General features: G+C 46.2%; 22 protein-coding genes. 13 read left to right on the top strand and 9 right to left on the bottom strand.

The annotated features are described in order from the left end of the window. Positions 1-178 precede the first annotated feature (178 nt). On the top strand, positions 179-2,650 hold the full coding sequence (hrpB, locus tag ABUE30_RS16370; RefSeq protein ID WP_408624908.1) for an ATP-dependent helicase HrpB: 2,472 nt from the start codon (positions 179-181) through the stop codon (positions 2,648-2,650). Here the strand turns inward: hrpB and lsrK are convergent. Next, on the bottom strand, positions 2,645-4,219 hold the full coding sequence (gene lsrK / locus ABUE30_RS16365) for an autoinducer-2 kinase (protein ID WP_408624907.1): 1,575 nt from the start codon (positions 4,217-4,219) through the stop codon (positions 2,645-2,647). The two genes, hrpB and lsrK, sit on opposite strands and share 6 nt — an antisense overlap. A gap of 28 nt (positions 4,220-4,247) precedes the next feature. After that, positions 4,248-5,213 carry a sugar-binding domain-containing protein gene (locus tag ABUE30_RS16360; RefSeq protein ID WP_408624906.1) on the bottom strand — a complete coding sequence of 322 codons (966 nt, stop codon included), beginning with the start codon at positions 5,211-5,213 and terminating at the stop codon, positions 4,248-4,250. A 243-nt stretch (positions 5,214-5,456) separates the two neighbouring features. On the opposite strand from ABUE30_RS16360, the gene lsrA reads away from it, so the two are divergent. The 7 genes from lsrA (at position 5,457) to ABUE30_RS16325 (ending at position 12,081) form a co-directional block, all read left to right on the top strand. After that, positions 5,457-6,956 carry an autoinducer 2 ABC transporter ATP-binding protein LsrA gene (lsrA, locus tag ABUE30_RS16355; RefSeq protein ID WP_408624952.1) on the top strand — a complete coding sequence of 500 codons (1,500 nt, stop codon included), beginning with the start codon at positions 5,457-5,459 and terminating at the stop codon, positions 6,954-6,956. A 48-nt stretch (positions 6,957-7,004) separates the two neighbouring features. After that, entirely contained in the window at positions 7,005-7,988 is a 984-nt protein-coding gene (gene lsrC, locus ABUE30_RS16350) for an autoinducer 2 ABC transporter permease LsrC (protein WP_408624905.1), read from the top strand. Beyond that, a complete protein-coding gene (locus tag ABUE30_RS16345) occupies positions 7,985-9,022 on the top strand; it encodes an ABC transporter permease subunit (protein ID WP_408624951.1) in 1,038 nt (345 codons plus the stop codon). The genes lsrC and ABUE30_RS16345 overlap by 4 nt, the downstream gene beginning before the upstream one ends. Further along, a complete protein-coding gene (gene lsrB, locus ABUE30_RS16340; protein WP_408624904.1) occupies positions 9,003-10,028 on the top strand; it encodes an autoinducer 2 ABC transporter substrate-binding protein LsrB in 1,026 nt (341 codons plus the stop codon). Before ABUE30_RS16345 ends, lsrB begins: the two co-directional genes overlap by 20 nt. Before the next feature lie 12 nt (positions 10,029-10,040). Continuing rightward, positions 10,041-10,925: a 3-hydroxy-5-phosphonooxypentane-2,4-dione thiolase gene (gene lsrF, locus ABUE30_RS16335; RefSeq protein WP_408624903.1), complete on the top strand. Its 885-nt coding sequence runs from the start codon at positions 10,041-10,043 to the stop codon at positions 10,923-10,925. Positions 10,926-11,042: 117 nt separating this feature from the next. Then, positions 11,043-11,348 (top strand): (4S)-4-hydroxy-5-phosphonooxypentane-2,3-dione isomerase, encoded by a 306-nt coding sequence (lsrG, locus tag ABUE30_RS16330; RefSeq protein WP_408624950.1) that lies wholly within the window; start codon positions 11,043-11,045, stop codon positions 11,346-11,348. Further along, complete coding sequence (locus ABUE30_RS16325) at positions 11,341-12,081, top strand: beta/alpha barrel domain-containing protein (protein WP_408624902.1); 741 nt, start codon at positions 11,341-11,343, stop codon at positions 12,079-12,081. Before lsrG ends, ABUE30_RS16325 begins: the two co-directional genes overlap by 8 nt. A 69-nt stretch (positions 12,082-12,150) precedes the next feature. On the opposite strand, the gene ABUE30_RS16320 is transcribed toward ABUE30_RS16325, so the two are convergent. Then, positions 12,151-13,428 carry an O-acetylhomoserine aminocarboxypropyltransferase/cysteine synthase family protein gene (locus tag ABUE30_RS16320; RefSeq protein ID WP_408624901.1) on the bottom strand — a complete coding sequence of 426 codons (1,278 nt, stop codon included), beginning with the start codon at positions 13,426-13,428 and terminating at the stop codon, positions 12,151-12,153. Positions 13,429-13,779: 351 nt separating this feature from the next. Between ABUE30_RS16320 and ABUE30_RS16315 the strand changes: the two genes are divergently transcribed. Next, positions 13,780-13,986: a type II toxin-antitoxin system YafO family toxin gene (locus tag ABUE30_RS16315; protein ID WP_408624900.1), complete on the top strand. Its 207-nt coding sequence runs from the start codon at positions 13,780-13,782 to the stop codon at positions 13,984-13,986. A 95-nt stretch (positions 13,987-14,081) separates the two neighbouring features. Here the strand turns inward: ABUE30_RS16315 and ABUE30_RS16310 are convergent, their stop codons facing one another. Next, complete coding sequence (locus ABUE30_RS16310; protein ID WP_408624899.1) at positions 14,082-14,555, bottom strand: hypothetical protein; 474 nt, start codon at positions 14,553-14,555, stop codon at positions 14,082-14,084. Positions 14,556-14,670: 115 nt separating this feature from the next. After that, a complete protein-coding gene (locus tag ABUE30_RS16305; protein WP_408624898.1) occupies positions 14,671-14,901 on the bottom strand; it encodes a hypothetical protein in 231 nt (76 codons plus the stop codon). Between the two features lie 113 nt (positions 14,902-15,014). On the opposite strand from ABUE30_RS16305, the gene mrcB reads away from it, so the two are divergent. From mrcB to ABUE30_RS16290, 3 genes are all read left to right on the top strand, one after another. Then, on the top strand, positions 15,015-17,354 hold the full coding sequence (mrcB, locus tag ABUE30_RS16300) for a penicillin-binding protein 1B (RefSeq protein ID WP_408624897.1): 2,340 nt from the start codon (positions 15,015-15,017) through the stop codon (positions 17,352-17,354). 204 nt (positions 17,355-17,558) lie between these two features. Then, positions 17,559-18,278, top strand: a complete 720-nt coding sequence (locus ABUE30_RS16295; protein WP_408624896.1) for an OmpA family protein — start codon at positions 17,559-17,561, stop codon at positions 18,276-18,278. Positions 18,279-18,970: 692 nt separating this feature from the next. Beyond that, complete coding sequence (locus ABUE30_RS16290; RefSeq protein WP_408624895.1) at positions 18,971-20,863, top strand: methyl-accepting chemotaxis protein; 1,893 nt, start codon at positions 18,971-18,973, stop codon at positions 20,861-20,863. Between the two features lie 53 nt (positions 20,864-20,916). Here the strand turns inward: ABUE30_RS16290 and hemL are convergent, their stop codons facing one another. Next, complete coding sequence (gene hemL, locus ABUE30_RS16285; RefSeq protein ID WP_408624894.1) at positions 20,917-22,197, bottom strand: glutamate-1-semialdehyde 2,1-aminomutase; 1,281 nt, start codon at positions 22,195-22,197, stop codon at positions 20,917-20,919. 219 nt (positions 22,198-22,416) lie between these two features. Between hemL and erpA the strand changes: the two genes are divergently transcribed. Next, positions 22,417-22,761, top strand: coding sequence for an iron-sulfur cluster insertion protein ErpA (erpA, locus tag ABUE30_RS16280; protein WP_408624893.1), 345 nt, complete (start codon positions 22,417-22,419; stop codon positions 22,759-22,761). Positions 22,762-23,162: 401 nt separating this feature from the next. Here erpA and ABUE30_RS16275 read toward each other — a convergent pair whose 3' ends face one another. From ABUE30_RS16275 to mtnN, 3 genes are read right to left on the bottom strand one after another with little or no spacing between them, the layout of a single operon-like run. Next, entirely contained in the window at positions 23,163-23,975 is an 813-nt protein-coding gene (locus ABUE30_RS16275) for a cobalamin-binding protein (protein ID WP_408624892.1), read from the bottom strand. Between the two features lie 20 nt (positions 23,976-23,995). Beyond that, entirely contained in the window at positions 23,996-24,952 is a 957-nt protein-coding gene (locus ABUE30_RS16270; protein ID WP_408624891.1) for a cobalamin biosynthesis protein CobD/CbiB, read from the bottom strand. Continuing rightward, positions 24,949-25,647 (bottom strand): 5'-methylthioadenosine/S-adenosylhomocysteine nucleosidase, encoded by a 699-nt coding sequence (mtnN, locus tag ABUE30_RS16265; RefSeq protein WP_408624890.1) that lies wholly within the window; start codon positions 25,645-25,647, stop codon positions 24,949-24,951. The genes ABUE30_RS16270 and mtnN overlap by 4 nt, the downstream gene beginning before the upstream one ends. Between the last annotated feature and the right edge of the window lie 78 nt (positions 25,648-25,725).

Raw genomic sequence — 25,725 nt, 5'->3', positions numbered from 1 at the left:
ATACAACGACGACTATCTTAATACATATAAACGATATCACAGCGTAGCCCTCCTAGCTGATGTTTGTCTATTCTCGCCGAAGCCAAGAGATGGATCATTGATTGAGTCAGGTTTGTGCTGCTTGTGTAGGTGCTTTTTAATACACTATGCAGCGCGCTATGACTGACGGAGCCTTAATATGAATAATCTCCCTGTAATGACCCTCATCAATCCATTGCTCGAGGCCCTGTCGAATCAACAGCATGTACTGCTAGCGGCCCCGCCCGGCGCAGGGAAATCGACCGCAGTGCCGCTGGCAATTTTGCGACAAGCCAATCTTCCCGGATTAATCGTGATGCTCGAACCAAGACGGTTAGCTGCTCGGCATATTGCCGGATTTCTAGCCCAGCAATTGGGCGAGACACTTGGCCAACAGGTTGGCTATCAAATGCGCGGCGAAGCCAAACGCTCCAGTGTGACCAAACTGCTGATCGTTACCGAAGGTGTATTGACGCGCATGTTGCAAGATGACCCGATGTTAGAGCAAGTGAGTTTGGTGATCTTTGATGAATTTCATGAGCGCAGTTTACCCGCTGATTTAGGGTTGGCCTTGTGCCAAGAAGCCTGTGAGGTCAATGAATCATTAGCATTATTAGTCATGTCGGCTACTTTGGACATCAGTGCGTTGCAGCAAACATTGCCACACGCCCAAGTATTAAGTTGTGAAGGGCGCAGTTTTGCTGTTGAGATTGAGTATTCGCCGCTTCGCGAGCCCCGCTATTTAGTTGAGGAATGTGCCGCGCGCATTGCGGCGCTATTAACGCAAGAGACCGGCAATATTTTGGTTTTTCTGCCTGGTGTGGCAGAAATTCATCGCGTCAGCGCCGCCTTAGCACGGTTCGATATTCAAAGTGATGTGACGATTCATCCTCTTTATGGGCAGATGTCTATTCAAGCGCAGCGCCAAGCCATTGTGCCGCCGCCGCAAGGACAACGTAAAGTGGTGCTCGCCACCAATATTGCGGAAACATCCTTGACGATCGAAGGAATACGAGTGGTGGTTGATAGTGGCTTAGAGCGCGTCGCGCAATATGATGGTGCTAGCGGGGTGACACGGCTGATGACCAAAATGATCTGCCAGTCATCAGCGGAGCAGCGTGCTGGGCGAGCGGGGCGCGTGCAGGCCGGGCGTTGCGTACGCCTATATAGTAGTGAGTTATTGAACCATCGACCACGCTTTAATGATCCACAAATTTTACGCAGTGATCTCAGTGGGTTGCTACTGCAGCTCAAACACTGGGGAAGTCCTGTCGCGGATCTGAATTGGGTGGATGAGCCAGCGCCAGCGGCAATAGAGCGCGCCAGCAGTTTGTTGCAACAACTCAATTTGCTCGATGAAAACGACGCATTGACGCCCATGGGAAAAATGACTGGTCAATGGGGCTGTGAACCTCGATGCGGGGCTTTGTTGGCTAAAGCGCTCGAGATGGGCCAAGCAGGGATGATCCAAGCGCCAGAGCGAGGTGCGTATTTGGCTGCACTATTAGAGCAGCGCTTACCGAGCGTCGCATCGGCGCGATGGAACGATGCGCTGCAGCAGCTCGATAGCCACGGGCGTCGACAAGTTCGTCAACAGGCACTGAGATATGCTCAATGGATGGGAGTGGATACACTGATCAGTGATGATGAGCATCCTCTAGATGGCGAGCTGTTGGCGGCTGCTTTGCCCGATCGCATTGCCAAGCGGCGCGCCCAAGGACAACGCTATTTGTTGGCCAATGGTTTTGCGGTGCAGACAGATACCGTGACTGATGAGCTGCTGGTGGCCATCGAAGTGGGGTGGCAGGAAGGACGGGCGAATGGCCGTTTGTTTTTATATGCACCGATCGATGAAACACAGCTGCGAGCTTGTTATCCAGATTGGTTTGTTTGGCATTCTGTTTGTGAATTTGATGCCGATCGACAAGGGTTTATGAGTGAGCGTCAGCAACGTTTGGGGGCTTTGATCTTTGCTCGCCAGCCACTGAATAATCGTGCCTCAGCCGCGCTAGCGGCAGCTTGGCTGCGCGAGATCCAAAAGCGCGGGCTGAGCTGGTTACCGATGAGCGATAACGCCCAAGCCTTTCGAGATCGAGTCCTGTGCTTGCAAACGTGGTGTCCTGAACTATCGCTGCCTGATGTGACCGATGAGGCACTACTGGCTAACGTTGAACTGTGGTTGATGGGGTATCTGGGCAATCTGACTCAGTTCAAGGCGCTCAAATCACTCGATTGGCTGGCGATGCTTAAAGGTCTGTTTGATTGGCAACAACTGAATTTAATCGATACGTTGGCTCCTACCCATTACCGCGCGCCATCTGGGCGAACAGTGGCCATCCATTATCAAGTTGGACAGATGCCGCGACTCTCGCTTAAGCTCCAAGAGATGTTTGGTCAGCCGCAAAGCCCGACCGTGGCACGGGATGTGCCCGTGACCTTGGAGTTACTGTCACCCGCGGGTCGCGTGCTGCAATTAACCCAAGATCTCGCCAGTTTTTGGCAAAATAGTTATGCACAGGTGCGCAAAGAGATGCGTGGCCGCTATCCCAAACACCCATGGCCGGAAGACCCGATTGCCAGCATTGCGACCCATAAAACCAAGCGACAGGTACGCCGCGATGAATCGCTATAGGCCAGGAGCTTTCCATAGTGAGGTGGTCAAACCACTATCAACCAGCTGAAGTTGTTTTTGATAAATATCCAGCCATTTTTGTTTATGGTGTTGGTATTGTTCGTGGTTTTGCTGATTGGGCTGATACACTTTTTCGATCTGTACAAATTTTTTGCTGGTCTCTTGCAGCGAGTCAAATACGCCAATACCCACCCCTGCAACAATGGCGCAGCCCAAGGCAGTCGATTCTTTGACTTTGGGAATATGAACTGCAAGCCCCGTTACATCGGCTAAAATCTGTGACCACAGAGCCCCTTGTGAGCTGCCACCAGAGAAAATGATAGAGTCTAATTTTACCCCAGAGAATGCTTCTACTTGCTCCAGATTACATGAAGCGACGATAGCCGCGTTTTCTTCGAGAGCTCTAAACAGTACGGCCTTGTTACATTTTTCGGGATCGATCGACATATTGATAAACGATGGTGCGGCGTGATACCACGATTTAAAATGCATCGCGTCGGAGAAGATTGGCACGACATCGTTTGAGCCTAGTGGCACTTTTTGGGCCATCTGTTCTAAAAGCGTATAGGGGGAGATCCCCAACTTTTTCGCAACTAGTTTTTCCTCTTCACAAAAAACATCTCGAAACCAGCGCATCGTGAGCCCAGTAAAAAAGCTGATGGACTCTGCTTGAACCAGTGACGGAATGATATGGGGATTGATGCGCACATTCATATTGGGATCAGTAATCGGCTGAGGAAGGTTGACGACCTGCTGCCAAAATGTTCCGCCAATAATGGCCGCTTGACCGGGTTCAGTTAACCCCAAACCAATACAGCCTAGCTGCACATCACCGCCACCGACAATAACGGGTGTGCCTTGGCGAAGACCCGTTTGTTTGGCGGCAAGGGCTGTGACTTCGCCGAGTGGGGTCGTCGACTCTTTGACCGGCGACAAGATATTTGATTTCAACCCAGCCATATTCAGTAATTCAGGCTGCCAATCTCGAGTCACGAGATTGAGCATGCCTGTGGTCCCCGCATTAGAGGGATCAACGGCTAACTGGTCGGTGAGCATAAATCCCAGCCAGTCACTAATCATCGAGATGGAACTGGCTTTACGATAGAGGTCACCTTGATAGTGAGCCAACCAAAGCAGCCTTGGAATAGCACTTAAGGCCAGCGTTTGCCCTGAAATTTGGTAGAGATAGTTTTCAAATTGATGCTCGCGCAGCTCTTTAAGCTCGTTGACCTCACGAGTTGAACGCGCATCAACATTGCCACATGCCCAAATAGGCACTCGATTATCGTCATATAGAACAATTCCTTCGCGCATCGAGCAGCTAGAAACGGCAAGAATCGCTTCGTTGCTGATACCACTTTCAGATAAAACCCCCTGAATGCAGCGGCAGCTTATCTCCCAACTATAGGGCAGATCAAATGTCATGGAACCGGGAATATCTGGATCAACGGGGTGAATCCATTCCTGTTGATGACTGGCGATCTGCTCGCCTTGCAGATTGAAAATTACCGCCCGCATACTGCCAGTACCGGCATCTAGCGCCATTAAATAACCATGTTTATTCATCATTTGATCCTTAGGGCGGTGGCTGCGACTGTTATAATGATTTCGTTAAAATAGCTCCGGCGGTTTTTTCATCGGTCACTAGTGCATTAATATGCTTGGCACGCAACGAAGCTAAGATAGAGTCAACCTTATCGGGACCACCGGCGACACCAATGACAATCGGAATATTGGATAACCGCTCCAAAGGCAGGCTGATTAACTCATCATGTATTTTAAAGTCATTTTTGACCGAACCCTGTTCATCGATAAAATATCCGAGAATATCGCCAACAGCACCTGCATTTTGATACTGCTCTAACTGCGCTGCGTTATTGATATAACCGGTCTTGATTAATGTGGAACCTTCTCTTTGACTCGTTGAACCGATACCTAATACTGCTAAATCTGCCCTCTGAGCGGCGAGCATCATGTCGTTGACGCTATTTTCTTTTTTAAACATGTTTGCAGCGTTCACGCTCGATGCGCGAAGTGGCGTTGGGATAATATTGATGCGACATGACTCTTCAAGTTGACCAATACCACGCATGTAAGGACCAACGCCGCCAGTCAGGGTAATAATCTTTAACTGACTATCTTTGAAAAAGAAACTGCAATGTTGCATGGTTCGAATGACTGTATCGCCAAAGCCAATTGCGAGCACCTGTTCCGGTTGAACGATTTTAGCCAGCAGCTGTGCGGCGCCGACACCTAATCGTTCATTAAGCATATTCCCCTCTAGATGGGGTAATACTTTAATATGCTTAAGCGAGAAACGGCGCTTTAGTGACTCCTCTAGCGCAAAACAACCGGTAAATTTCGAGTTGATATATACTTTGATAATGCCACTCTTGCGCCCTTTATCTAGCAGTCTTGATACTTTTAAACGAGATAATCCAACGATTTTACCAATCTCTTCTTGAGTTAAATTATCGTGATAATAAAACCAAGCCACACGAGCCAATAATTCCTCTTCTGACGACGATGCTTCACTGACTGAAATTTGCGATTCATTCACCATAATGATATGACCTATGAAAACTAAACAAATGATATATTATTTATCAATTGTTCATCATAACATCTTTTTCAAATCGTGAGCCAGATCGAATGTACAGATAAAATCGGCTAATTTAACGATATTTTTACAATCTAGTGATGGTTATGTGACAAAAATCTGATTATTTATCTTTTTGATCATCTATAAAATGAACATATGATTTTAATTGTGACCAAATTATCAAATGGTTGTAGGATGAATATGATTGATAGTAATCAAAATACTCGAGTCGAAGTTCTATCGTTGACGGATGTTAGTAAATCCTTCTCCGGTATTGACGTATTAAAAAATATACGGTTTAAACTTTACGCGGGTGAAGTGCATGCCCTGCTCGGGGGAAATGGTGCTGGCAAATCGACGTTGATGAAGATCATCTCTGGGAATCTATCATTTGACTCGGGCCTGCTGACTATCAACGGTGAGAGCCATGCGCGCTTAACTCCAACTAAAGCGCATCGATTAGGGATTTATCTGGTTCCGCAAGAACCGTTGCTATTTCCGAATTTGAGCGTGAAAGAAAACATTCTATTTGGCATTGATAAAAAGCATCAACATATCTCCCAGCTTAAAGCCATTATCGAAGAATTTAATATTGATATTGATTTGAACGCGAGTTGTGGAGCCCTTGAAGTTGCCGATCAACAGTTAGTCGAAATATTAAGGGGATTGATTCGCCGTTCATCGATCTTAATTTTGGATGAACCAACGGCCTCATTAACACCTAAAGAGTCGCAAAAACTATTTATCCAGATGAAACGACTGACCCAAAATGGGGTCGGCATTATTTTCATCACCCATAAGCTTAATGAAGTATGGGAAGTTGCAGACTATGTCTCGGTGATGAGAGACGGATTTATATCGCTCTCGGATACGCTATCAAACATTAAAAAAGAAGATGTGATTGCCTCGATCACACCCGACTATAAAAATAGCAAACTCAGTGATGAGCAAAGTTTGTGGCTAGAGATGCCTGATCTCAAGCATAAAGAGAATTCACAGGTTGTTTTGCAACTCAAGCAATTAACGGGTGAAGGCTTTAAGGCGATTTCACTTGATGTTCACTATGGCGAGATTGTCGGCTTAGGGGGGGTAGTCGGCTCCGGTCGAACTGAGCTTGCTGAGACCATCTATGGACTGCGTCATGTGTATGGTGGCGCCATCACCTTTTTGGGGCAAGACTACACCCATCGCCATGCGCGTGAGCGGCTGGCTTCAGGCATTGTTTATCTCCCTGAAGACAGGCAGATTTCAGGGCTTCATCTTGATGCCTCGATCCTGTGGAATATCTGTGGACTGAGCTATCAAAACGCCGGTATGTGGCGCGATGGCGCGCGTGAGCAGGGAATTTTAGAACGGTATCGACGTGCACTTGGAATTAAATTTTCAGATAGCCAGCAATCGGTTCGAACTCTCTCAGGAGGCAATCAGCAAAAAGTGCTGATCGCTAAATGTCTACAGGCCCGGCCCAAATTATTTATTATCGATGAACCAACTCGCGGCGTTGATGTGTCTGCCAGAGAAGATATTTACAACATTATTAAAGTGATCGCTGGACAAGGTGTCGCCATATTACTGATCTCCTCTGATGTTGAAGAGATTGAACTGCTCTCTGATCGCGTCTATGTCATGAATGATGGGCAGGTCAGCGATAGTCTGAGCGGTTTAGAGATTACTAAAAGCAATATTATGAACATGGCTTATTAATTTATGAATTAATATTTGTGATCCATAGACTCTATTACAGGTGACCCCATGCTTGATTTTTTTAAAGATAAACGCGAACTCACATTATTAATGGCGATTGCACTGCTTTTTATTGCGATTGTCATGAGTCGTTCATTGAGCGTGTCCGATCTATTTATTATTTACAATTCATCTCAAATATTAATGCTCCTTGCTATCGGGGCAACATTTGTCATTATTACTCGTAATATTGATGTGTCCGTTGGTTCAACCATGGGGCTTTCTGCCGTTGTCTGCGGAACATTAATGGTTCATGGCAGTTCCGTGTTTGTTGCCATTCTCATGGCATTAGTTGTTGGCCTTCTTTGCGGGATTTTTAATGGCATAGTCGTCGCTGTTTTACGCATACCCGCTATTGTTGCGACATTAGGAACACTTGGCCTTTATAAAGGAATTATGCTGCTGATCACGCAAGGGAAATGGATTGAAGACCTGCCGAATACGATTAAGGTTCTCTCTTATAATCTATTGCCAAATGTGAATATATCAGGGTTGTTTACACTCATGATGGGGATATTATTTTATCTGTTGCTCTCTCGCAGTGCTCACGGCAGAAAGTTTTATGCGGTGGGTGATAATCTGCAAGGGGCGCGCTTAATGGGCGTTAAAACTGAGCAAACGATTATTCTGGCTTTTGCTATCAATGGCATGATGGCCGCTATGGCAGGCATGGTGTTTGCCTCCCAAATTGGTTTTATTCCCAATTCGACCGGCAATGGTATGGAGATGAAAGCCATTGCCGCGTGCGTATTAGGAGGTATTAGTTTACTGGGTGGCGTAGGCAGTTTGTGGGGAGCGATCCTTGGGGCATATTTTCTAACTCAAATTGATACTATTTTGGTGTTATTAAAATTTCCGGCTTATTGGAATAACTTTATTGCAGGCTTAATTGTGATTATGGTGATCGTTCTAGATGGTCGGCTTCGAATGATGGTGCAAGAGAGTATCAAAGCGAAAAAATATTCTCGGTTTATTCACGGAGGTGACCAATAATGAAACTAAAAAATATAAGCTGGGAAATATGGTTGCTGATTATTATTGTTTTAGAGATTGTTCTATTTGGTTTGTTTAACTCCAGAATGTTTAATTTGAACGTCTTACTATATGGCACAAATGATTTTATTTATATTGCCTTTTTGGCTGTTCCCTTAACCATGATTATTGTCTCTGGCGGGATCGATCTATCATTTGGTTCGGTAGTAGGGTTATGTGCGATCTCATTAGGTGTTCTATATAAAAGCGATATGCCTTTTTATTTGGCTGTTATTGTAACTTTTATAATTGGAGCTAGCTGTGGATTGATTAATGCATTATTAATCATCTTAACAGGTGTTAACCCATTAGTGATCACCCTCGGAACAATGTATTTATATTCTGGCGCTGCATTACTGATATCGGGAACTGCGGGGGCGACCGGATATGAGGGAATTAGTGATTTTCCAGCTTATGTCGATAGCATTGCCAATGGCGCGGCTTTAGGTATTCCTTTGCCCATTATTTATTTCATTGGCTTTGTGTTTATTTTTTATATCGTTTTACATCGATTGAATTTTGGCCGAAGTATTTTCTTTATTGGTCAAAATCTACGCGCTAGTCGTTATAGCACCATCAATGTTAATCGCATCACCCTTATTAGTTATATGTTGATGGGTATAAGTTCAGCGGCTGTGGCCCTGATGTTGGTGTCTTATTTTGGTTCTGCTCGCTCCGATCTAGGCAGCAGTTTTCTGATGCCAGTGATTACGGCTGCCGTCTTAGGCGGAGCGAATATCTATGGTGGTTCAGGGTCGATTTTAGGCAGTGCTCTGGCCGCTTTCCTCATCGGTTATCTTCAGCAGGGGCTGCAGATGGTCGGTGTATCCACCGAAATGTCGAACGCGGTATCAGGCGGGTTATTGATCTGCGTATTGATTGTTAAATCGGTAAGTCACTACAGCGACACCATAATGCACTATCTAAAAAAGTCGTTTCGTCACGTAAACCGTGAGATCAAAGGGAGTAATGAGCATGTTTATAAAGAACAGTAAACGTATCGTAGTTTCGGCGCTGTTATCGACCAGCGTACTGCTATCACTGCCCGCTTGGGCACAAGATAGAGTCGCTTTTATTCCAAAACTTGTGGGGGTAGGTTACTTCACCAGTGGTGGCGATGGAGCCAAAGCGATGGGCACACAGTTGGGGCTCGATGTGACCTATGATGGGCCGACAGAACCGAGTGTATCTGGCCAGGTCAGATTGATTAATAACTTTGTGAACCAGGGATATAAAGCCGTTGTTGTCGCTGCCGTATCACCGGATGGCCTATGCTCAACCCTTAAACGGGCCATGCGTCGTGGAGTGAAAGTGCTTACCTGGGACTCCGATACACGTCCGGAGTGTCGGAGCTATTATATTGACCAAGGCACGCCTGACCAGCTTGGTTCAATGCTGGTGAATATGGCTGCTGATCAAGTTCACAAAAAGAATGCCAAAGTGGCCTTTTTCTACTCAAGTCCAACGGTAACCGATCAAAATCAATGGGTTAAGGTCGCTAAAGAAAAAATCAAAGCAGAGCACCCCGGTTGGCAGATTGTCACCACCCAATTTGGTTATAACGATGCGGTTAAATCACTACAAACTGCGCAAGGTATCCTCAAAGCCTATCCTGATCTGGATGCAATTATTGCCCCAGATGCCAATGCGCTACCCGCGGCGGCGCAGGCGGCAGAGAATTTAAATCGCAAGGGGGTCGCGATCGTTGGATTTAGCACACCGAATGTGATGCGTCCTTACGTCAAACGCGGCACGGTCAAAGAGTTTGGCCTGTGGGATGTCGTGGAACAAGGGAAAATTGCGATTGCCATTACCAATGAACTGTTAAAAGGTAAATCGCTGAAAGTAGGTGAACAGGTGAATGTACCGGGAGTCGGGATGGTAAAAGTCTCTCCCAATAGTGTTCAAGGTTACCATTACCAAGCCAAAGGGAATGGGATCATCTTACTGCCGAAACGAGTCGTCTTTACCAAAGACAATATCGACAACTATCATTTCTAACAGGGGGCAATCATGGCCGATCTTGATGACATCAAAGATGGTAAAAACTTTCATGTAGGGACACCACAGTCTAATCGTGCCTTCTATCTCAAAGGTGCGGGGGCACTGGATTGGGGGATGCAGTCTCGATTAGCTAGAATTTTTAATCCTGAATCGGCTAAAACGGTAATGTTGGCCTTTGATCATGGTTATTTTCAAGGGCCAACCACAGGGTTAGAGCGAATCGATGTCAATATTGCACCACTGTTTGATGAGACTGATGTGTTGATGTGTACACGTGGGATCTTGCGAGATGTGGTGCCATCACAGGTGCGCAAGCCGGTGGTGTTGCGAGCTTCTGGGGGCAACTCAATTTTAGGCGAACTGTCTAATGAAACGGTTGCGGTCTCTATGGAAGATGCACTTAGGCTCAATGTGAGCGCGGTGGCTGCGCAGGTTTATATCGGTTCTGAGTATGAGCATCAATCGATTAAAAACATCATTCAGTTAGTCGACCAAGGGATGCGTTATGGAATGCCTGTGATGGCTGTGACCGGAGTGGGCAAAGAGATGGCCCGTGATCAGCGCTATTTCTCCTTGGCAACACGTATCGCCGCCGAGATAGGCGCCCAGATCGTTAAGACCTACTACGTAGACGAAGGCTTTGAAAAAGTCACCGCAGGATGCCCCGTTCCCATTGTGATCGCTGGAGGTAAAAAATTGCCAGAAAAAGACGCATTAGAGATGTGTTATCGCGCGATTGACCAAGGTGCTCAAGGCGTCGATATGGGACGTAATATTTTTCAATCAGAGCAACCATTGGCGATGTTAAATGCGGTGAAGCGTGTTGTTCATCAAGGTGAAAGTGTGGAACATGCGTACCAGTTTTTCTTGGATCAAAAAAATTACCAGGCTTGATAGGTGCCGAGCACTCAGCCTGTCATTGCCGCGAAAGCGGTTAGGTATGGGGGATGGGTGCTTGGCAACGCAACGCTCGCTAAGCTAACTAGAGGTTCACATCTTGAGGAGATAAATATGTTCGCCATGCTGGTAGAAATAAATGTTAAAGAAGGCAAAGAATCAGAGTTTTTAGAGGTGTTTACCCGTAATCACTTAGGGACTCGAAGTGAACCTGGTAATGTGCGTTTTGACGTGTTGCGTGATCCTATCGTCAAGACGCGATTTTACGCCTACGAAGTCTATCAAAGTGAACAGGCGTTAAGCGCACATCGGACCACTGCGCATTATCAGCGGTGTGTGGAAGAGCTTGAATCCCTGATGAGCAGGCCGCGTTCGAAGCGGGTATTTAACTGGGTTTTGCCGGAGATCCCTGATGAGTAATGAGTGTAAAAATCAGCTGTTGCAACGCTTAAAACGTCAGCCAATGAGTGCGGCGATTCTTGCTTCAGCATGGCAAGATTTGCGGGCGACACTCGCACTGTTGCAACAGCATCAGGTCAACCTGCTACATTTTGATATTGCAGATGGTTACAACTGGCCATTATTTACGACCTCGGAGACTGCATTGTGTCAGTTTGACAGACATGTCTTTAAAGATGTGCATCTGATGGTTCGAAATAACCTTGAGATGGCGCAAAAGTGCTATCACAGCGGAGCAAATGCTATCACACTGCAAATCGAAAGCGATCAATCTCTTGATGCTGCACTGACATTTCTCAAAGATAAAACTGCCGAGTTTCAAGGCGTAAACTATCCACTGCTTATCGGGTTAGCGATGATGCCTGCGAGCCCAATAGAAGAGTTTGCTCGCTATCTTGACGATGTTGATCTGTTTACACTCGTCACCTTTGATTTGCATACGGGCGAGAAACTCAGTGCTGGCGAGCTTGCTGTGCGCGTACAGCAACTGGTGAGTTTACTGGGGGCGCGGCGTAAAGATAAGATCATCGCCTTAGATGGTGGGATCAGTGATGAGAGCCTTGCTCATCTAAGTCAGCTAGATATTGATATTGATTGGTTAGTGGCGGGCAGTGGGCTGTTTCGCGCAAATGGATTAGCTGAGCGGCTAAAGACTTGGCCAAAGCGCATACAAACCATGCAGCAGCGTACTTAAAGCTTGTGGGGAGCCCATTAAAGCGCCCTTGAAAAACCAAGGGCGGGAATCGTAATGATGGAAAGCAAGTTAGGCTTGACTGGCACTCAGTGCTTGCTCTAAATCAGCCAGAATGTCGTCGATATGTTCAATCCCAACGGATAAACGTAGCATTTCGGGGCGAACGCCCGCTTCGGCTTGTTCGCTGTCGCTCATTTGTCGATGTGTTGTAGAGGCAGGGTGACAAGCTAATGATTTTGCGTCCCCAATATTCACCAGCCGCTTGAATAAGCCCAGCGAATCATAAAATTTTACCCCAGCAGCATAACCACCTTTTAAACCAAACGATAAAATTGATGATGGGTTACCCTGCATATATTGCTGCGCGAGTTGATAATAAGGGCTATCGGGTAAGCCTGCGTAGCTCACCCAGCCAACTAGTGGATGTGCTTGCAAGTAGTTTGCGACTTTGTGGGCATTTTCACAGTGGCGCTCCATGCGCAGCGATAATGTCTCAAGCCCTTGCATGAGTAAAAACGCATTCATTGGGGCCAGCGTTGCGCCAGTATTGCGCAGTGACACGGTGCGTGCGCGCGCCGCAAATGCGGCAGCCCCGAACTCTTCACTATAAACAACACCATGATAAGCGGCTTCAGGTTGGTTAAACTGAGGGAATCGTCTTTTATCAGCGGTCCAATCAAATTTACCCGAATCGATAATCGCCCCACCTAATGTCGTGCCATGGCCACCAATATATTTAGTGAGCGAATGCACAACGATATCGGCACCATGTTCAATGGGTTTACACAGCGCAGGGCTTGCCACCGTATTGTCGACAATCAGTGGCACGCTATGGGCGTGTGCCGCAAGACTAATCGCTTTAATATCGACAACGTTCCCCGCTGGATTGCCAATACTTTCACAATAAACTGCTTTGGTTTTTTCATCGATAAGCGCTGCGATTGACTCAGCACTGTCATCTTTGGCAAAACGCACCTCAACCCCTTGTTGGGGTAGCATATGTGCAAATAGTGTATAAGTGCCGCCATATAACTGCGGCGTTGATACAATATTATCCCCTGCGCTGACTAAGTTTTGCACCGCATAGGTAATGGCTGCCGCGCCAGAGCTGACCACTAAAGCGGCCACCCCGCCTTCGAGCGCTGCGAGACGTTTTTCCAACACATCATTGGTGGGGTTCATTATACGTGTATAAATATTGCCCGGCACGGCTAGATCGAAGAGATCAGCGCCATGCTGCGCATTATCAAATTCATAAGCGGCGGTTTGATAGATAGGCACTGCTACTGATTTTGTGGTCGGTTCACTTTGATAACCACCATGAATGGCAATCGTTTCGTCTTTCATCTCAACTCCTTTGCAAACTGCTGTGTTTATTGCTTTTATAAATAGATTTAACTTTACAAGTTTTCTTAGCAAATATCAGGCGTTATTTGATTCAAAACCTTTTACAACGCGTTTGTTCTGCGCAGTAATATTGTGGCTACTTTGCCATTGTTGAAAGCGCGCCCATAGCGATAACCCAGGTCCGCTGGTGGATTGCAATGTTGATCAAAACGAGTAAAGTTAAAAACATATAAATCAATGAATTAGTGATCTTTAACAAGATGGGAAAATCGCCAAAAAGTTGGTGAAAAAATTTATAGTGAAAAACATCGTATAAAACAATAATCTTGAAGAAGAGAGTTCCCCACGCCCGTGGGGATAAACCGTCAGTGGCGTTCCAAATTAGATCAATATAATAAAACCAGTGATCACCACCTAGTCTATTGCCAAGGCGCATCCAATCTGATGATCTACCTATTAATGGCTATTTTACGCCCGGATGCTCACCAAAAATCACTCAACCGCAACATCATGTACAACTTGGGAGTTATGGCAGAGAAGTTCCGGCAAAAATATTAGTTAACTTGACTTGGACTGATATGGAAAAACTTCTATTAAATATATAGATATTAAATTAAAAAGCCCTAAAAAATAAGGGCTTAATATATATAAAATTAATTCGCAACCGAAACAATAAACTGATGGGTGTCTGATTGTGATAATCGATACTCACCCAGTGTTCCATTTTTCGCATTTTCATCTGCAGTCAGCTTGTCAGATGCTAAATGCCAATTATTTTTTGAGCCCTGATGGCCCTGACCGAGACAAATATTAAAAGAAGTTCCATTAATGTCTAATACGCCCTTAATAGCAAAATTCAGATCATGCGGTTTGTTATCGCCGCCGCCAGTATGGATCATACGCGAATAGTCACCATCTACAGAACTATTGAACCAATCAGCACAGCGGGATGTACCGTGGCGACCTGCTTTGATAGTAATAGTCAATACGTCACTTACTGACTTAGTCGTTACGCCGTCAAAGGGCTGTCCATCAGAGACGATATAATCATTGCCATAAGTAAAAGAAATAGCCAAATCAGAAGGTTGAGCTTCAAATAGAAACTCATTGTCATGTACTTTAGTCATTATTTTTTCCTTAATAAAAAGTAAATATGAACAACTAACAACAAAAACGTTAATAATTCTAGCTTATAATTTTTCACTCCATTGACTAATTACATATCTTTACAAATCGCATAGATTAAGTAACCAACCTCGCCTCCGCAATCTCTAACTGCATCCGTTGATCCATCGCCAGAACTGCGGCGGTGCGTTCGTTGGCAATCCACTCCACTAACGTATCCACATAAGGTCGATAAGATTCAAAGGCATCAAACGTGATCGGGAGCTGTTCGTTGAAGAGTTCCCCACGCCCGTGGGGATAAACCGTTATAGGAGGCTCTGATGATTGTTCATATCCCGAGTTCCCCACGCCCGTGGGGATAAACCTCTGCGCTGATGATTTATCCTAGCCATGGTATCTGGCTTGCGCTTTGCGTATGATATTGTTTTCCAATAACGCCCAAGCTTTATTAATCTGACCTTATGGCGAAAACTCCGCAAAAAAAATCAACATCATCTCGTGCCAAATCAGCGACTACCCGTCGCAGCGCACCGCGTAAACCGTCTTCATCGTCTAAAAAGCCGCCGTTATGGCGGCGACGGTGGTTCTCTTTGGGACTTAAGCTGTTGCTGGTCATGGTTGCCATCCTAGGGGCGTGGGGTGTGTATCTCGATAGTAAGATCCGCTACCGTTTTGATGGGCATAAATGGCAGTTGCCGGCAGTGATCTATGGTCGTGAATTGAGCTTATATCCGAATATGCGACTGACTCGCGATGAGGTTGAGCGTGAGCTGAAACAGCTGAACTATCGTAAGGTAGTGCATCCGATGTCATCGGGGGAATTTTCGGTCTCATCGTCTAAGATTGCGATGGTGCGCCGGCCATTTACATTCCCTAATGGCCGTCAAGGGGCGGTACCTGTTTTATTAACTTTTTCACCAACTAGGCTGCTAAAGATCCAAAATCGTGACACAGGTTCGCCGCTTGATCATTTGCGTTTAGATCCCATTTTAATTGACCGGATCTCAACAGGCAGCAGTGAAGACCGCTTATTTGTACCGCTCTCGCAGATCCCATCGACACTCGTACAAGCGTTAATTCAAACCGAAGATCGCGATTTTTATCATCATGATGGGATCTCTATTACTGGGATCGCCCGCGCGCTGATTGTCAATGTGATGGCGGGGCATACCGTGCAAGGGGGAAGTACCCTCACTCAGCAATTGGCAAAAAATCTGTTTTTAACCCAGCAACGAACGCTTTGGCGCAAGCTGCAAGAAGCTTATATGGCATTGTTGATTAGCTGGCGTTACTCCAAGCAAGAAGTGTTAGAAACCTACCTCAATGAAGTGTATCTAGGGCAAAATGGCAACCGCTCAGTACATGGGGTGGGGCTGGCGAGCTACTTTTATTTTGGTCGGCCAGTGTATGATCTCAGTTTGGATCAGCAGGCCTTATTAGTGGCATTGGTGAAAGGCCCTTCTTATTATGACCCTTGGCGTCATCCACAGCGGGCTATTGCGCGCCGTGATGTGGTCTTGCGTTTAATGCTGCAAGCCGGGCGCTTAGATGGTGCAACGTATCAACAGTTACTTCATCGGCCACTTGATTTAGTGGATCGCGGCGCTATGGGGTATCAGCGTATTCCGGGGTTTGTTGAGCAGGTTCGCGGCTGGTTGGATACCCATTTGCAAAATTGGCAAAGTGCTAGTGGATTGCGAATTTTCACCACGCTTGAGCCGATTGCTCAGCGCCAAGCGCAGCAAGCCGTCAGCCAGCGCTTACGAGCTATGCACCAGAAGGCGTTGCAGGCAGCGATGGTGGTGACCGACCGTCATAGCGGTGCCATACGCGCTTTAGTTGCTAGTCGAAATGGCGATGATACGGGCTTTAACCGCGCTTTAAATGCGCGCCGTCAGGTGGGCTCATTACTTAAACCGTTTATCTATTTAACGGCTTATGAACTTGGCCACACGCCTGGGGAGCTTCTCGATGATAGTCCGTTGAGTGTGAAGCTTGCCAATGGCCAAATGTGGCAGCCGAATAACTACAGTCGTCATTTTGGCCCGCCAGTGATGCTTTATAAGGCGCTTGCTGAGTCGCTCAATGTGCCCACGGTGCGACTCGGGATGGCATTAGGGGTGAATAAAGTCATTGATACGCTTCATCAAGCAGGGCTGATGCAACCGCTTAAGCCGTATCCATCATTGCTATTAGGTGCGGTTGGTTTGACTCCGATGGAAGTGGCCCAGATCTACCAAACCATCGATGGAGAAGGGGTGTATCGGCCATTGTATAGTGTGTCAGCGGTGGTCGATCAACATGATAAGGTCATTTTTCAGCATAAAGATATGCCGCAGCGCCGCTTTGCGTCACTCCCTATTTACCAAGTACTATTTAATATGATCCAAGTGAGTCGTATTGGCACGGCGCATTCACTGCGCTGGCGACTGCCGAATATCAGTATTGCTGGAAAAACCGGCACAACCGATGATCTACGCGATAGCTGGTTTGTTGGGGCGGACGAGCGGCAAATTGTTACAACGTGGGTTGGTCGAGATGACAGTCAACCGGCGAATGTGACAGGTGCCAGTGCTGCGTTGCCGATTGTGGCCAATTATTTAAAAGCGAATGGTGCGTTATCATTGCGTCCGCTAGCGCCGAATAATTTAGGCTGGCTGAGTTTTTCTCCCGCAACGGGGCAAATTGTCGATAGTCATTGCAAAGGGAGTGTATTATTACCCGTGCCAAGTTCGTTGCAAGGTCCTGTGCATAGTTGCAGCTCGAATGCGCTACAATCGTTTTTTAAGAAAATTTTCTAAATTGCAAATGGGCCAGAGCCATCGGCTCTTGCCTTTACTCGCAAGTTTGAGTGATTGCATCAGGCGTTTGTTCAAGTAGCCCCACATCTCTATAGACTTGTCTATACTTCATCTATCAATTGTGTTCATAAGTCCCTATATTCAAAACAAGTCTGTCGAGCTAAGCTAGTTATAGGGTGAATATAGGAATACATCGAGGTAGGAATGAATAAAAAATCAATAGCTGTTATTACTGGTGCGTTGGTTGCTACATTATTAACTGGCTGCGCGGCAAATCATAAACCACAAGGTAATGCGAAACTGTTATGTCCTTTAGGGGGCGCGGCGGTGGGAGCTCTGGCTGGCGGATTTGGTGCGGTCGCAGGGTTCGCGGGTGGTGCGGCTTATTGCCAATCCGGTCAAACGGATAAAGCGGCGTTGACGGCTGATAATGCGACCAAGGAACAACCGCAGGCTAAAGTGGTTGAGCCTGTTAAGTCGTCGCAACCAACCCCCACCCACCAACCTGAAAAGGTCAATCAAGCGGTGGCGGTGATCGCATTAAGTGGTCCACTGGCTGAACATGTTCATTTAAATGCGGATAAGAGCGCGATCGTGGGGCTTGATCCAGTTCATTTTGAATTAGATAAAAGTCGTTTGACGGTTCAAAATCAGGAGCTTTTGAACTACTATGCGGCGCTGCTAAAAGCACATCCAACTAAGCTGCTACTAACCGGTTATACCGACAATACGGGTACGGCAAAATACAATCAACGGTTGAGTGATCGACGGGTTGATCAGGTTAAGCAGTATCTGTTAAAGCAAGGTGTGGCTTTGAATATGGTTAGCGTGAAAGCGCTCGGTGAGAGCGACCCTGTCGCCTCTAATGCCACCCCTGAAGGGCGTGCGGATAACCGCCGAGTTGAATTGGTCGTGATTTCCTAAGATAAACTTGCAAGTGTGTTAGCACTATAAATGCCAGCAGCGATCTAAGCTGCTGGTTCATTAAATTAATGTCACCAGTTAGCTCGTATCCGTTTCCTGCTTTATTTTGCATTTGACTTCTTCTGCCCTTCTAAACCGTTTCGATTCTGCGATTATATTCTCATCATACTATGTAACTTTAAAATATATTATAGATGCATCCATTCACTGATAATGCAATCAATTGTGAAGCGTTGCCAGCTGATAACTATCGGAAAAAATGATTTATTTTGAATTTGTTTACGATATTATTTATAACCCTATTGATCTATAATACTGCTGCTTTTGACAGAGATTTCGTTAACTTTTTGGGAACTAGTTTGCATTTTATAGCTGCGATTTCCTCATCGCTCTGATCTGTTGTTCAGTACAGATTTAGACCTTAAGGGCATGAAATCGTCAGTTTAATGATATAAATCCTCTGATTGGCATATTCATGCTAAGGCGTGTTCATAAAATAGTCACCCACTGGCTAAAACCACTGCATTGGATAGATATCCAATACGATTCGGGAATTGATTCCTCTTGTTATTTAAACATAGTGAAGTTGATGCTTTATTGCACCTTCGCTGTGATGGTTAGTTCTGCCTCCACATCATCGACAGAATAAGTTGTCCATTTTAAAATACGATTATTCAAAAGGAGTTAATCGCATGCAGCGATTCTTTGAAAATATCTCAATGGGAAGTAAGCTTGCTTTGGGATTTGGTATGGTTCTCATGCTGACGATCATTGTATCGGGAACGGGGTTGTACGGGGTAACGTTATTAGTTGAGCAGTCCCACAGCCTGCAAACGTTTGATAAAATTGGTAATCAGATCCCTGATTTGAGGGAGTCTCGTCAGAATTTCTTTAATTCCCATAAGGAAAGTGAAGCAGAGATTGTTCTGACTAAATTAAAAAATTATAAAGCGATGCTTGGCTCCAATCGGGCTTTATTGGGAAAAAACGGTTATCAGAATATTTTTCAACAAGTAGAGAATTATCAAACGGCCTTTCAAGGGCTTCATGAGCAAATTAACAAAGCAGATGCCGTTCATAAAAATCTTAATCAAAATCTTGAGCAAATTGTGGCGATATTTCCTGAACTGATGCAAGAGTTCGCCAGTGTTAATGATCTGAAAAGTGTGTTGGATGTCAATAAAACTGAACGCATTTTTGCATTAATGGATGCCAAACTTCGCTCTGAAGGTGTGGCGAATCAACCCTTGTCTATTGCTATGGCACAGAGCCAAATTGCGCAGATCCAAGCGAACATCTCCAGCCTTAAGGCTTCCAATAGCATCGTGAGTACTCAGCTTGAGCAACTGCATTCGCTTATGGCCGCTTATTTACAATCAGCAGAGCAATATGCGCAGCTGATGCAGAAGGCGCTGACGCATCAGCAGAGCTTTAAGCAAATAGCGACCAAGATGGATAAAACGCTTTTCGCACAGCTTGATAAAAAACGCCAAGAGCAACAGGTAACTTCTAGTCATATATCGGCCTTGATGCTTATTGTCTCGCTTATAGCCATTGTATTGGGGACTTTCTTTGGTTGGATGATCCGCCACTTGACGGTTAAACCAATGACAAAAGTGGTTGCCTTAGCAAATTCTTTCGCGGCAGGACATTTGCTTAAGGTTGACTCGGTGACACGTAAGGATGAACTTGGTCAATTGCTGAATCTGTTTGCCAAATTAAGTCATAACTTACGGCATATGATTGGTGACATTATTGCCGGTGTTGAAGACTTAACGAGTTCCGTCGAACAGCTCTCGAATACTGCAGAACGCAATACTGAAAAAATGACACATCAGCATCAAGAGACGGATCAGGTCGCCACGGCAATTAATGAGATGGCCGCGACAGTGCATGAAGTGGCTAACCACGCCGAATCCACCGCCCAAACTGTGACTGAGACTGAACATAAGGTTGGCTTGGGCAATGAGATGGTTGTTGGCGCAGTTGCACTGATTCAACGATTGGCGAAAGATTTAAGTGAGACGACTGACGCGATGGAAGAACTGAAACAAGATTCTGATCGTGTTGGCACCATCTTAAAGGTTATTAAGGATGTCGCAGACCAGACCAATCTATTGGCACTGAATGCTGCCATTGAAGCGGCGCGCGCCGGTGAGGCGGGTCGCGGTTTTGCAGTGGTCGCCGATGAGGTGCGTAACTTAGCGAGTCGTACCCAGCAATCCGCTAAAGAAATTGATGATATAATTAATAGCTTGCAGGGGCGGGCTGATCGCTCGCTGAGTATGATTGTGACTAGCCGCGATCTATCGACTGATAATGCTGAAAAAGCGCAAGGCGTGCAGATTATCTTCAGTGAAATTAGCCAATCGATGGCGCATTTGCAAGATATGTCACTGCAGATTGCTACCGCTGCAGAAGAGCAGAGCAATGTATCCGAGGAGATTAATCAGCGGGTCATATCGGTACGTGATTTAGCTGATGAGACCACAGATGCCTTAGCTGAGTCGAAACAAGCGATTGTCGGTTTGAATCAGTTAAGCGTTTCGATGAAAAAGATGACGGATCGATTTAAATTGAATTAATGATTAGAAAGCCGCCAAAATAAAGGCGGCTTGTCATGACGAGAGTGGGTTGTTTATAGCTGTGCAAAGGCGCGATCAACGGCTTCTAATGTAGCCTCGATCTCACCTTGCTGGTGGGCCGTTGAAACAAACATGGCTTCAAAAGGTGAGGGTGCCAGATAGATGCCTTGCTCTAACATCAAATGGAAAAATTGGTTAAAGCGCTGACTATCATTGCTACATGCATCGGCAAAACAGGTGACCTCTGAGCGTTCGGTGAAGAAATATCCCATCATTGCACCAACTTGATTGACGACCAGCGAGATGCTGTGCTTAGCGGCTTTGTCTCTTAAGCCTTGAGCTAACTGAGCACTTGTTTGAGCTAATTGTTTATGGATATTTTCATCGCTTATTAACCGCAAAGAGGCAAGCCCAGCGGCCATCGCAACGGGGTTGCCAGAGAGTGTTCCTGCTTGATAAACAGGCCCATTTGGGGCGAGATAGTCCATCACATCGGCTCGTCCACCAAAGGCGCCTACTGGCATTCCGCCACCAATAATTTTGCCAAGCGTAGTTAGATCAGGGGTGACGTTATAGTAGGCTTGCGCGCCGCCACGCGCGACTCGAAAGCCGGTCATAACTTCATCAATAATAAGTAAGCTCTGGTGTTGATCACACAGCTCGCGCAGGCCTTGTAAAAAGCCCGGTTGCGGCGGAATACAGTTCATATTCCCAGCAACAGGTTCAACAATAATGGCGGCAATTTGTCCGGGATGCTGCGCAAATAAAGCTGCCACCGAATTTAGGTCGTTATACGTGGCCGTTAAGGTATGGCGGGCAAAGTCAGCGGGTACGCCGGCAGAATCGGGTTCACCAAGCGTTAGTGCGCCGGAACCTGCTTTGACCAATAAAGTGTCAGCATGACCATGATAACACCCTTCAAATTTGATAAATTTATCCCGACCAGTAAACCCGCGTGCCAAACGAATTGCGCTCATGGTTGCCTCAGTGCCTGAGTTCACCATCCTGATTTTTTGCATCGATGGCATTAGCTTATGGATCTGCTCTGCTACGATGGTTTCAATGGCTGTGGGCGCGCCAAAACTCAAGCCATGGCTGACGGCCTCAATAACAGCTTGACGAATCGCGGGGTGGTTATGGCCCATGATCATCGGGCCCCATGAGCCAACATAATCAATATATGCGCGACCATCGACGTCATAGATATAGGCGCCATCGGCGCGTTCGATAAATAACGGCGAGCCACCGACACTTTTAAATGCTCTGACAGGGGAGTTGACTCCACCGGGTATCAACGCCTGCGCTTGCTGGAACAATTCTGAAGAACGCGACATGAAAGATCCTTGATCTACGTGAATAAACCTCATCGATACAGTTGCACTACCGTGCTTGTTTGAATTGTCGTTGAGGTGAGCTAAGAATAGAAATGTCATCATAGCAAAATTTAACGCTTGGCTAAATGCACCTAGAAGTAATTGAACTGCGGCTAATACTTGAACTAATTAGTCAGGTATTAGATAATTTGGTCATATAAACAGTTTGAGGTAGTTAACGTGTCTGATTCCATGGTCGTGCCGATCCAGTTTTCTGAAGCTGCAGCGGCAAAAGTAAAAACATTGATTACAGAAGAAGAAAATCCGAATTTAAAACTCCGTGTATATGTCACTGGAGGAGGATGCTCGGGGTTCTCCTATGGTTTTACGTTCGATGAAAGTATCAATGAAGGAGATACCCAAATTGACAAAGATGGTGTCTCAATGCTGGTTGATTCGATGAGCTTGCAATTCTTAGTCGGCGGAACAGTGGATTATACCGAAGGACTAGAAGGTTCACGCTTTTTAGTCAACAACCCTAACGCCAAAACGACGTGTGGATGTGGCTCTTCATTCTCCATCTAGATCTCATCTGAAATTGATCAACAGCACCCCACCGATAGTTCGTCGGTGCTGTGCCATTTTAGTGCAAATGATTTGCTTCGGGGATCAATTACGTCACATTGGCCTCCTCATTGATGCTGCTTTTGAGCGCATAGTATTGTTTGTCTCGCATCATTGCCACAGTTTTTCAGACTGTATATCTATCCAAAATAGATAAAAATAAATTAATCTGACTAATTAATTTAAATTTAATAGTTATTTTGACTAAATAGTATGTTTTTTTCTAAACATGCTTATTTTTGGTACGTTATTTTCATTAGTTAAACTGTGGAATGCTTTCCACCGTTTCGGAATACGTCGAGCAGATGTATCTTGAAATGACATGGTTCTACCAAGAAGTGTTCTCGCTTCTCCTTTTGCTCTCACCCCGCTGGTCTCAGCGGGGTCTTTTTTTGCTTATTACGCACCGAATCTATCGACTCGCAAAGCTGTTGAACGCCTTTGATGAGTCTCGGGCCAAAGCGGCTGAGCCAATCGGGATTAATACTTAGAAGTGTCGGATGAAGCGTTGCTGATTGCCAATGTTGCCACAGCTGCCGACCTTGTTGGTCACGATTTGATAATATGATGGCTTGTGGGGCGCGACTTAATACCTGTTCAAGATTGACTTGCGGATAGGCTAGCGGACTATCCGCAAAGATATTCACTCCACCACACAGCGCAATGGCATCGTTGATCCAACTGTGATCCGAGACGGTGATTAGCGGTTGGTGCCAAATTTGGTAAAACACTCGAACGTGCGGCTGATGTTGATACTGAGCCCGTAGTCGTGTCAGCTCTTGGTGCAATTGTTTTGCGAGTTTTTGTCCTTGTTTAGGGCGATGAATAGCATCGCCTAGCCGTTGGAAAAACTCGGGGAGTTGGCGCAGGTGCTTGGGTGAAAAATCGGCCATGGGGATCGCAAACTGCTTTAAAGCATTGAGCCCTGCATTTGGATTTCCCGCCGACCAGCTCAGAACAAGAGAGGGACGCAAGGCAATGATCCGCTCAATATCAAGATGTTGATAATCGCCGACGACCGCTTTGGTTTGGGCTTGTGGCGGATAATCGCTATGGGCAATGACACCGACTAATTGAGATCCTGCGCCAAGCGCATAAACGGCTTCGGTTAAATTGGGCGCTAGCGCAATGAGTCGCTGCGATGCACCATAAGCGGTTCTGTTAAGGCATAGCATTAACCATATGCATGCTGCGATTAAAAACCGAAAACGAGATAGCGACATAGTAATATTGGATAGACAACCCATAATAGAAAACAGCAGGCGACAAAATAGCAGCGTTGACAGAGAAGACTAAAATCACGTGCTAATGGCGGATGATTTATAGGGCCAAACAGGGCCGATGAGCAAGCTTTACCCTGATAAAAGCGTTGTCCACCTAACTCTGCATTGAGCCAGCAGGCACAGATCCCCACGAGTTGGCCGCTGCTGGTGCGTTTCCAGCGAAATCCTAGTCGGCGCTGTTGCCAGTTTTTACCCATGGCCCCAAAACAACACATGAGCAGTGAAATGAGCTGGTCAGGTAACCAACAAAGCCATTGGTGGATGATATCTACGGGTTGGCCAAAATGGCCAAATGTTGGCTTCTTACGATTCCAACACTGATGTAAAATATCAATTAAACGATAGACTAAAGCGCCGTAAACACCCCCTAAAGCATACCAAAATAATACACCAAACCAACTGTGGGCAAGGTTTAATATCAATGATTCACTCGCTGCAGCGGTGATTTGCGCTTGTTGCAATTGATGGGTATCGCGTAGCACCCAAGCGGATAGTTGTATACGGGCAAGTGGTTCTTGCTGGTCGGCCAATTTTGCGACAGTTTGCTTGAGATCGCGCATAACGGGTCGCCAGCATAGCAAAAAAAACAGCAAAACCCCATTGAGCAACAATGGCATATCAGCCAGTACAGATAGCCCCCAATAGGTAATTACAGGTAAGCTGACCATTAACAAAAGGGATAAGTGACCGGCTAATCGCTGTTGCGATACCCCATTTTCAGGGCGGTTGACACGCTGAGCGATGAGCTCAGCGATAAGTCGAAAATAGTAGAGTGGGTGCCAGTATCCGGGAAGTCCAATTAACCATTCTGCGCTGATGGCAAATAATGGCAACAGCACCACCACCACACTCAACCATTGCTCATTCATGCGGTAAGTTCATCAAGCAGCACTTCAACCAAGGCACTGGAATGTTTTGCTGCTGTGACTAAGAATTCATCAAATGATTGCGGTGATTCTTGTCCGGCAATATCTGAGAGCGCGCGGATCACCACAAAAGGCACTTGCGCTAAGTGACAAACTTGCGCAATGGCAGCGCCTTCCATTTCAACCGCTTCCATCTCAGGGAAATGCTCACGAGCAGTTTGGATCCGTTCTGGTTGGCACATAAAGGTGTCACCACTGGTGATGAGTCCTTTGACAATCTGATGCGAGCTAACCTTTTTGGCGGCGCGCTCAGCGGCTGCAATAAGGGCTGAATCGGCTTGATAGCGGGCAGGGTTAGCTGGTAATTGACCGATTGCATACCCAAAGGCTGTGACATCTACATCGTGATAGGCTAATTCGCTGGAGATCACCACATCACCTACTTTCAGCGCTGGGTTGAACCCACCTGCAGAGCCGGTATTGATCACCGCGCTGGGTTGATAGCGTTGCAGTACCACACTGGTGGCGATGGCGGCAGCGACTTTACCAATGCCAGAGCGCGTGAGAACGACATCATGGCCGTTGAGTTTGCCCGCATAAAATTCACAGCCTGCAAATGTATAGGTGTCTAGATTTTCAAGTTTATCGCGTAAAGCAGTGACTTCTTGCTCCATAGCGCCAATGATGGCAATTGTCATAACGGTCTCTTGAGGTTGTAAATATAACTCGAATTTTAACAGGATGAGATCCGTTGTGCCATGCTGTATCAATGCGTA

This window comes from Celerinatantimonas yamalensis (assembly GCF_046054155.1).
Lineage (GTDB): Bacteria > Pseudomonadota > Gammaproteobacteria > Enterobacterales > Celerinatantimonadaceae > Celerinatantimonas > Celerinatantimonas yamalensis.
This window is presented reverse-complemented; position numbering and strand designations above follow the sequence as displayed.

What these genes read in the sequence shown, in the direction of transcription:
- hrpB (WP_408624908.1), top strand. Translation starts at nt 179, where the DNA reads ATGAATAATCTCCCTGTAATGACCCTCATCAATCCATTGCTCGAGGCC.
- lsrK (WP_408624907.1), bottom strand. Translation starts at nt 4,219, where the DNA reads ATGATGAATAAACATGGTTATTTAATGGCGCTAGATGCCGGTACTGGC.
- ABUE30_RS16360 (WP_408624906.1), bottom strand. Translation starts at nt 5,213, where the DNA reads ATGGTGAATGAATCGCAAATTTCAGTCAGTGAAGCATCGTCGTCAGAA.
- lsrC (WP_408624905.1), top strand. Translation starts at nt 7,005, where the DNA reads ATGCTTGATTTTTTTAAAGATAAACGCGAACTCACATTATTAATGGCG.
- lsrB (WP_408624904.1), top strand. Translation starts at nt 9,003, where the DNA reads ATGTTTATAAAGAACAGTAAACGTATCGTAGTTTCGGCGCTGTTATCG.
- lsrF (WP_408624903.1), top strand. Translation starts at nt 10,041, where the DNA reads ATGGCCGATCTTGATGACATCAAAGATGGTAAAAACTTTCATGTAGGG.
- lsrG (WP_408624950.1), top strand. Translation starts at nt 11,043, where the DNA reads ATGTTCGCCATGCTGGTAGAAATAAATGTTAAAGAAGGCAAAGAATCA.
- ABUE30_RS16325 (WP_408624902.1), top strand. Translation starts at nt 11,341, where the DNA reads ATGAGTAATGAGTGTAAAAATCAGCTGTTGCAACGCTTAAAACGTCAG.
- ABUE30_RS16320 (WP_408624901.1), bottom strand. Translation starts at nt 13,428, where the DNA reads ATGAAAGACGAAACGATTGCCATTCATGGTGGTTATCAAAGTGAACCG.
- ABUE30_RS16310 (WP_408624899.1), bottom strand. Translation starts at nt 14,555, where the DNA reads ATGACTAAAGTACATGACAATGAGTTTCTATTTGAAGCTCAACCTTCT.
- mrcB (WP_408624897.1), top strand. Translation starts at nt 15,015, where the DNA reads ATGGCGAAAACTCCGCAAAAAAAATCAACATCATCTCGTGCCAAATCA.
- ABUE30_RS16295 (WP_408624896.1), top strand. Translation starts at nt 17,559, where the DNA reads ATGAATAAAAAATCAATAGCTGTTATTACTGGTGCGTTGGTTGCTACA.
- ABUE30_RS16290 (WP_408624895.1), top strand. Translation starts at nt 18,971, where the DNA reads ATGCAGCGATTCTTTGAAAATATCTCAATGGGAAGTAAGCTTGCTTTG.
- hemL (WP_408624894.1), bottom strand. Translation starts at nt 22,197, where the DNA reads ATGTCGCGTTCTTCAGAATTGTTCCAGCAAGCGCAGGCGTTGATACCC.
- ABUE30_RS16275 (WP_408624892.1), bottom strand. Translation starts at nt 23,975, where the DNA reads ATGCTATGCCTTAACAGAACCGCTTATGGTGCATCGCAGCGACTCATT.
- ABUE30_RS16270 (WP_408624891.1), bottom strand. Translation starts at nt 24,952, where the DNA reads ATGAATGAGCAATGGTTGAGTGTGGTGGTGGTGCTGTTGCCATTATTT.
- mtnN (WP_408624890.1), bottom strand. Translation starts at nt 25,647, where the DNA reads ATGACAATTGCCATCATTGGCGCTATGGAGCAAGAAGTCACTGCTTTA.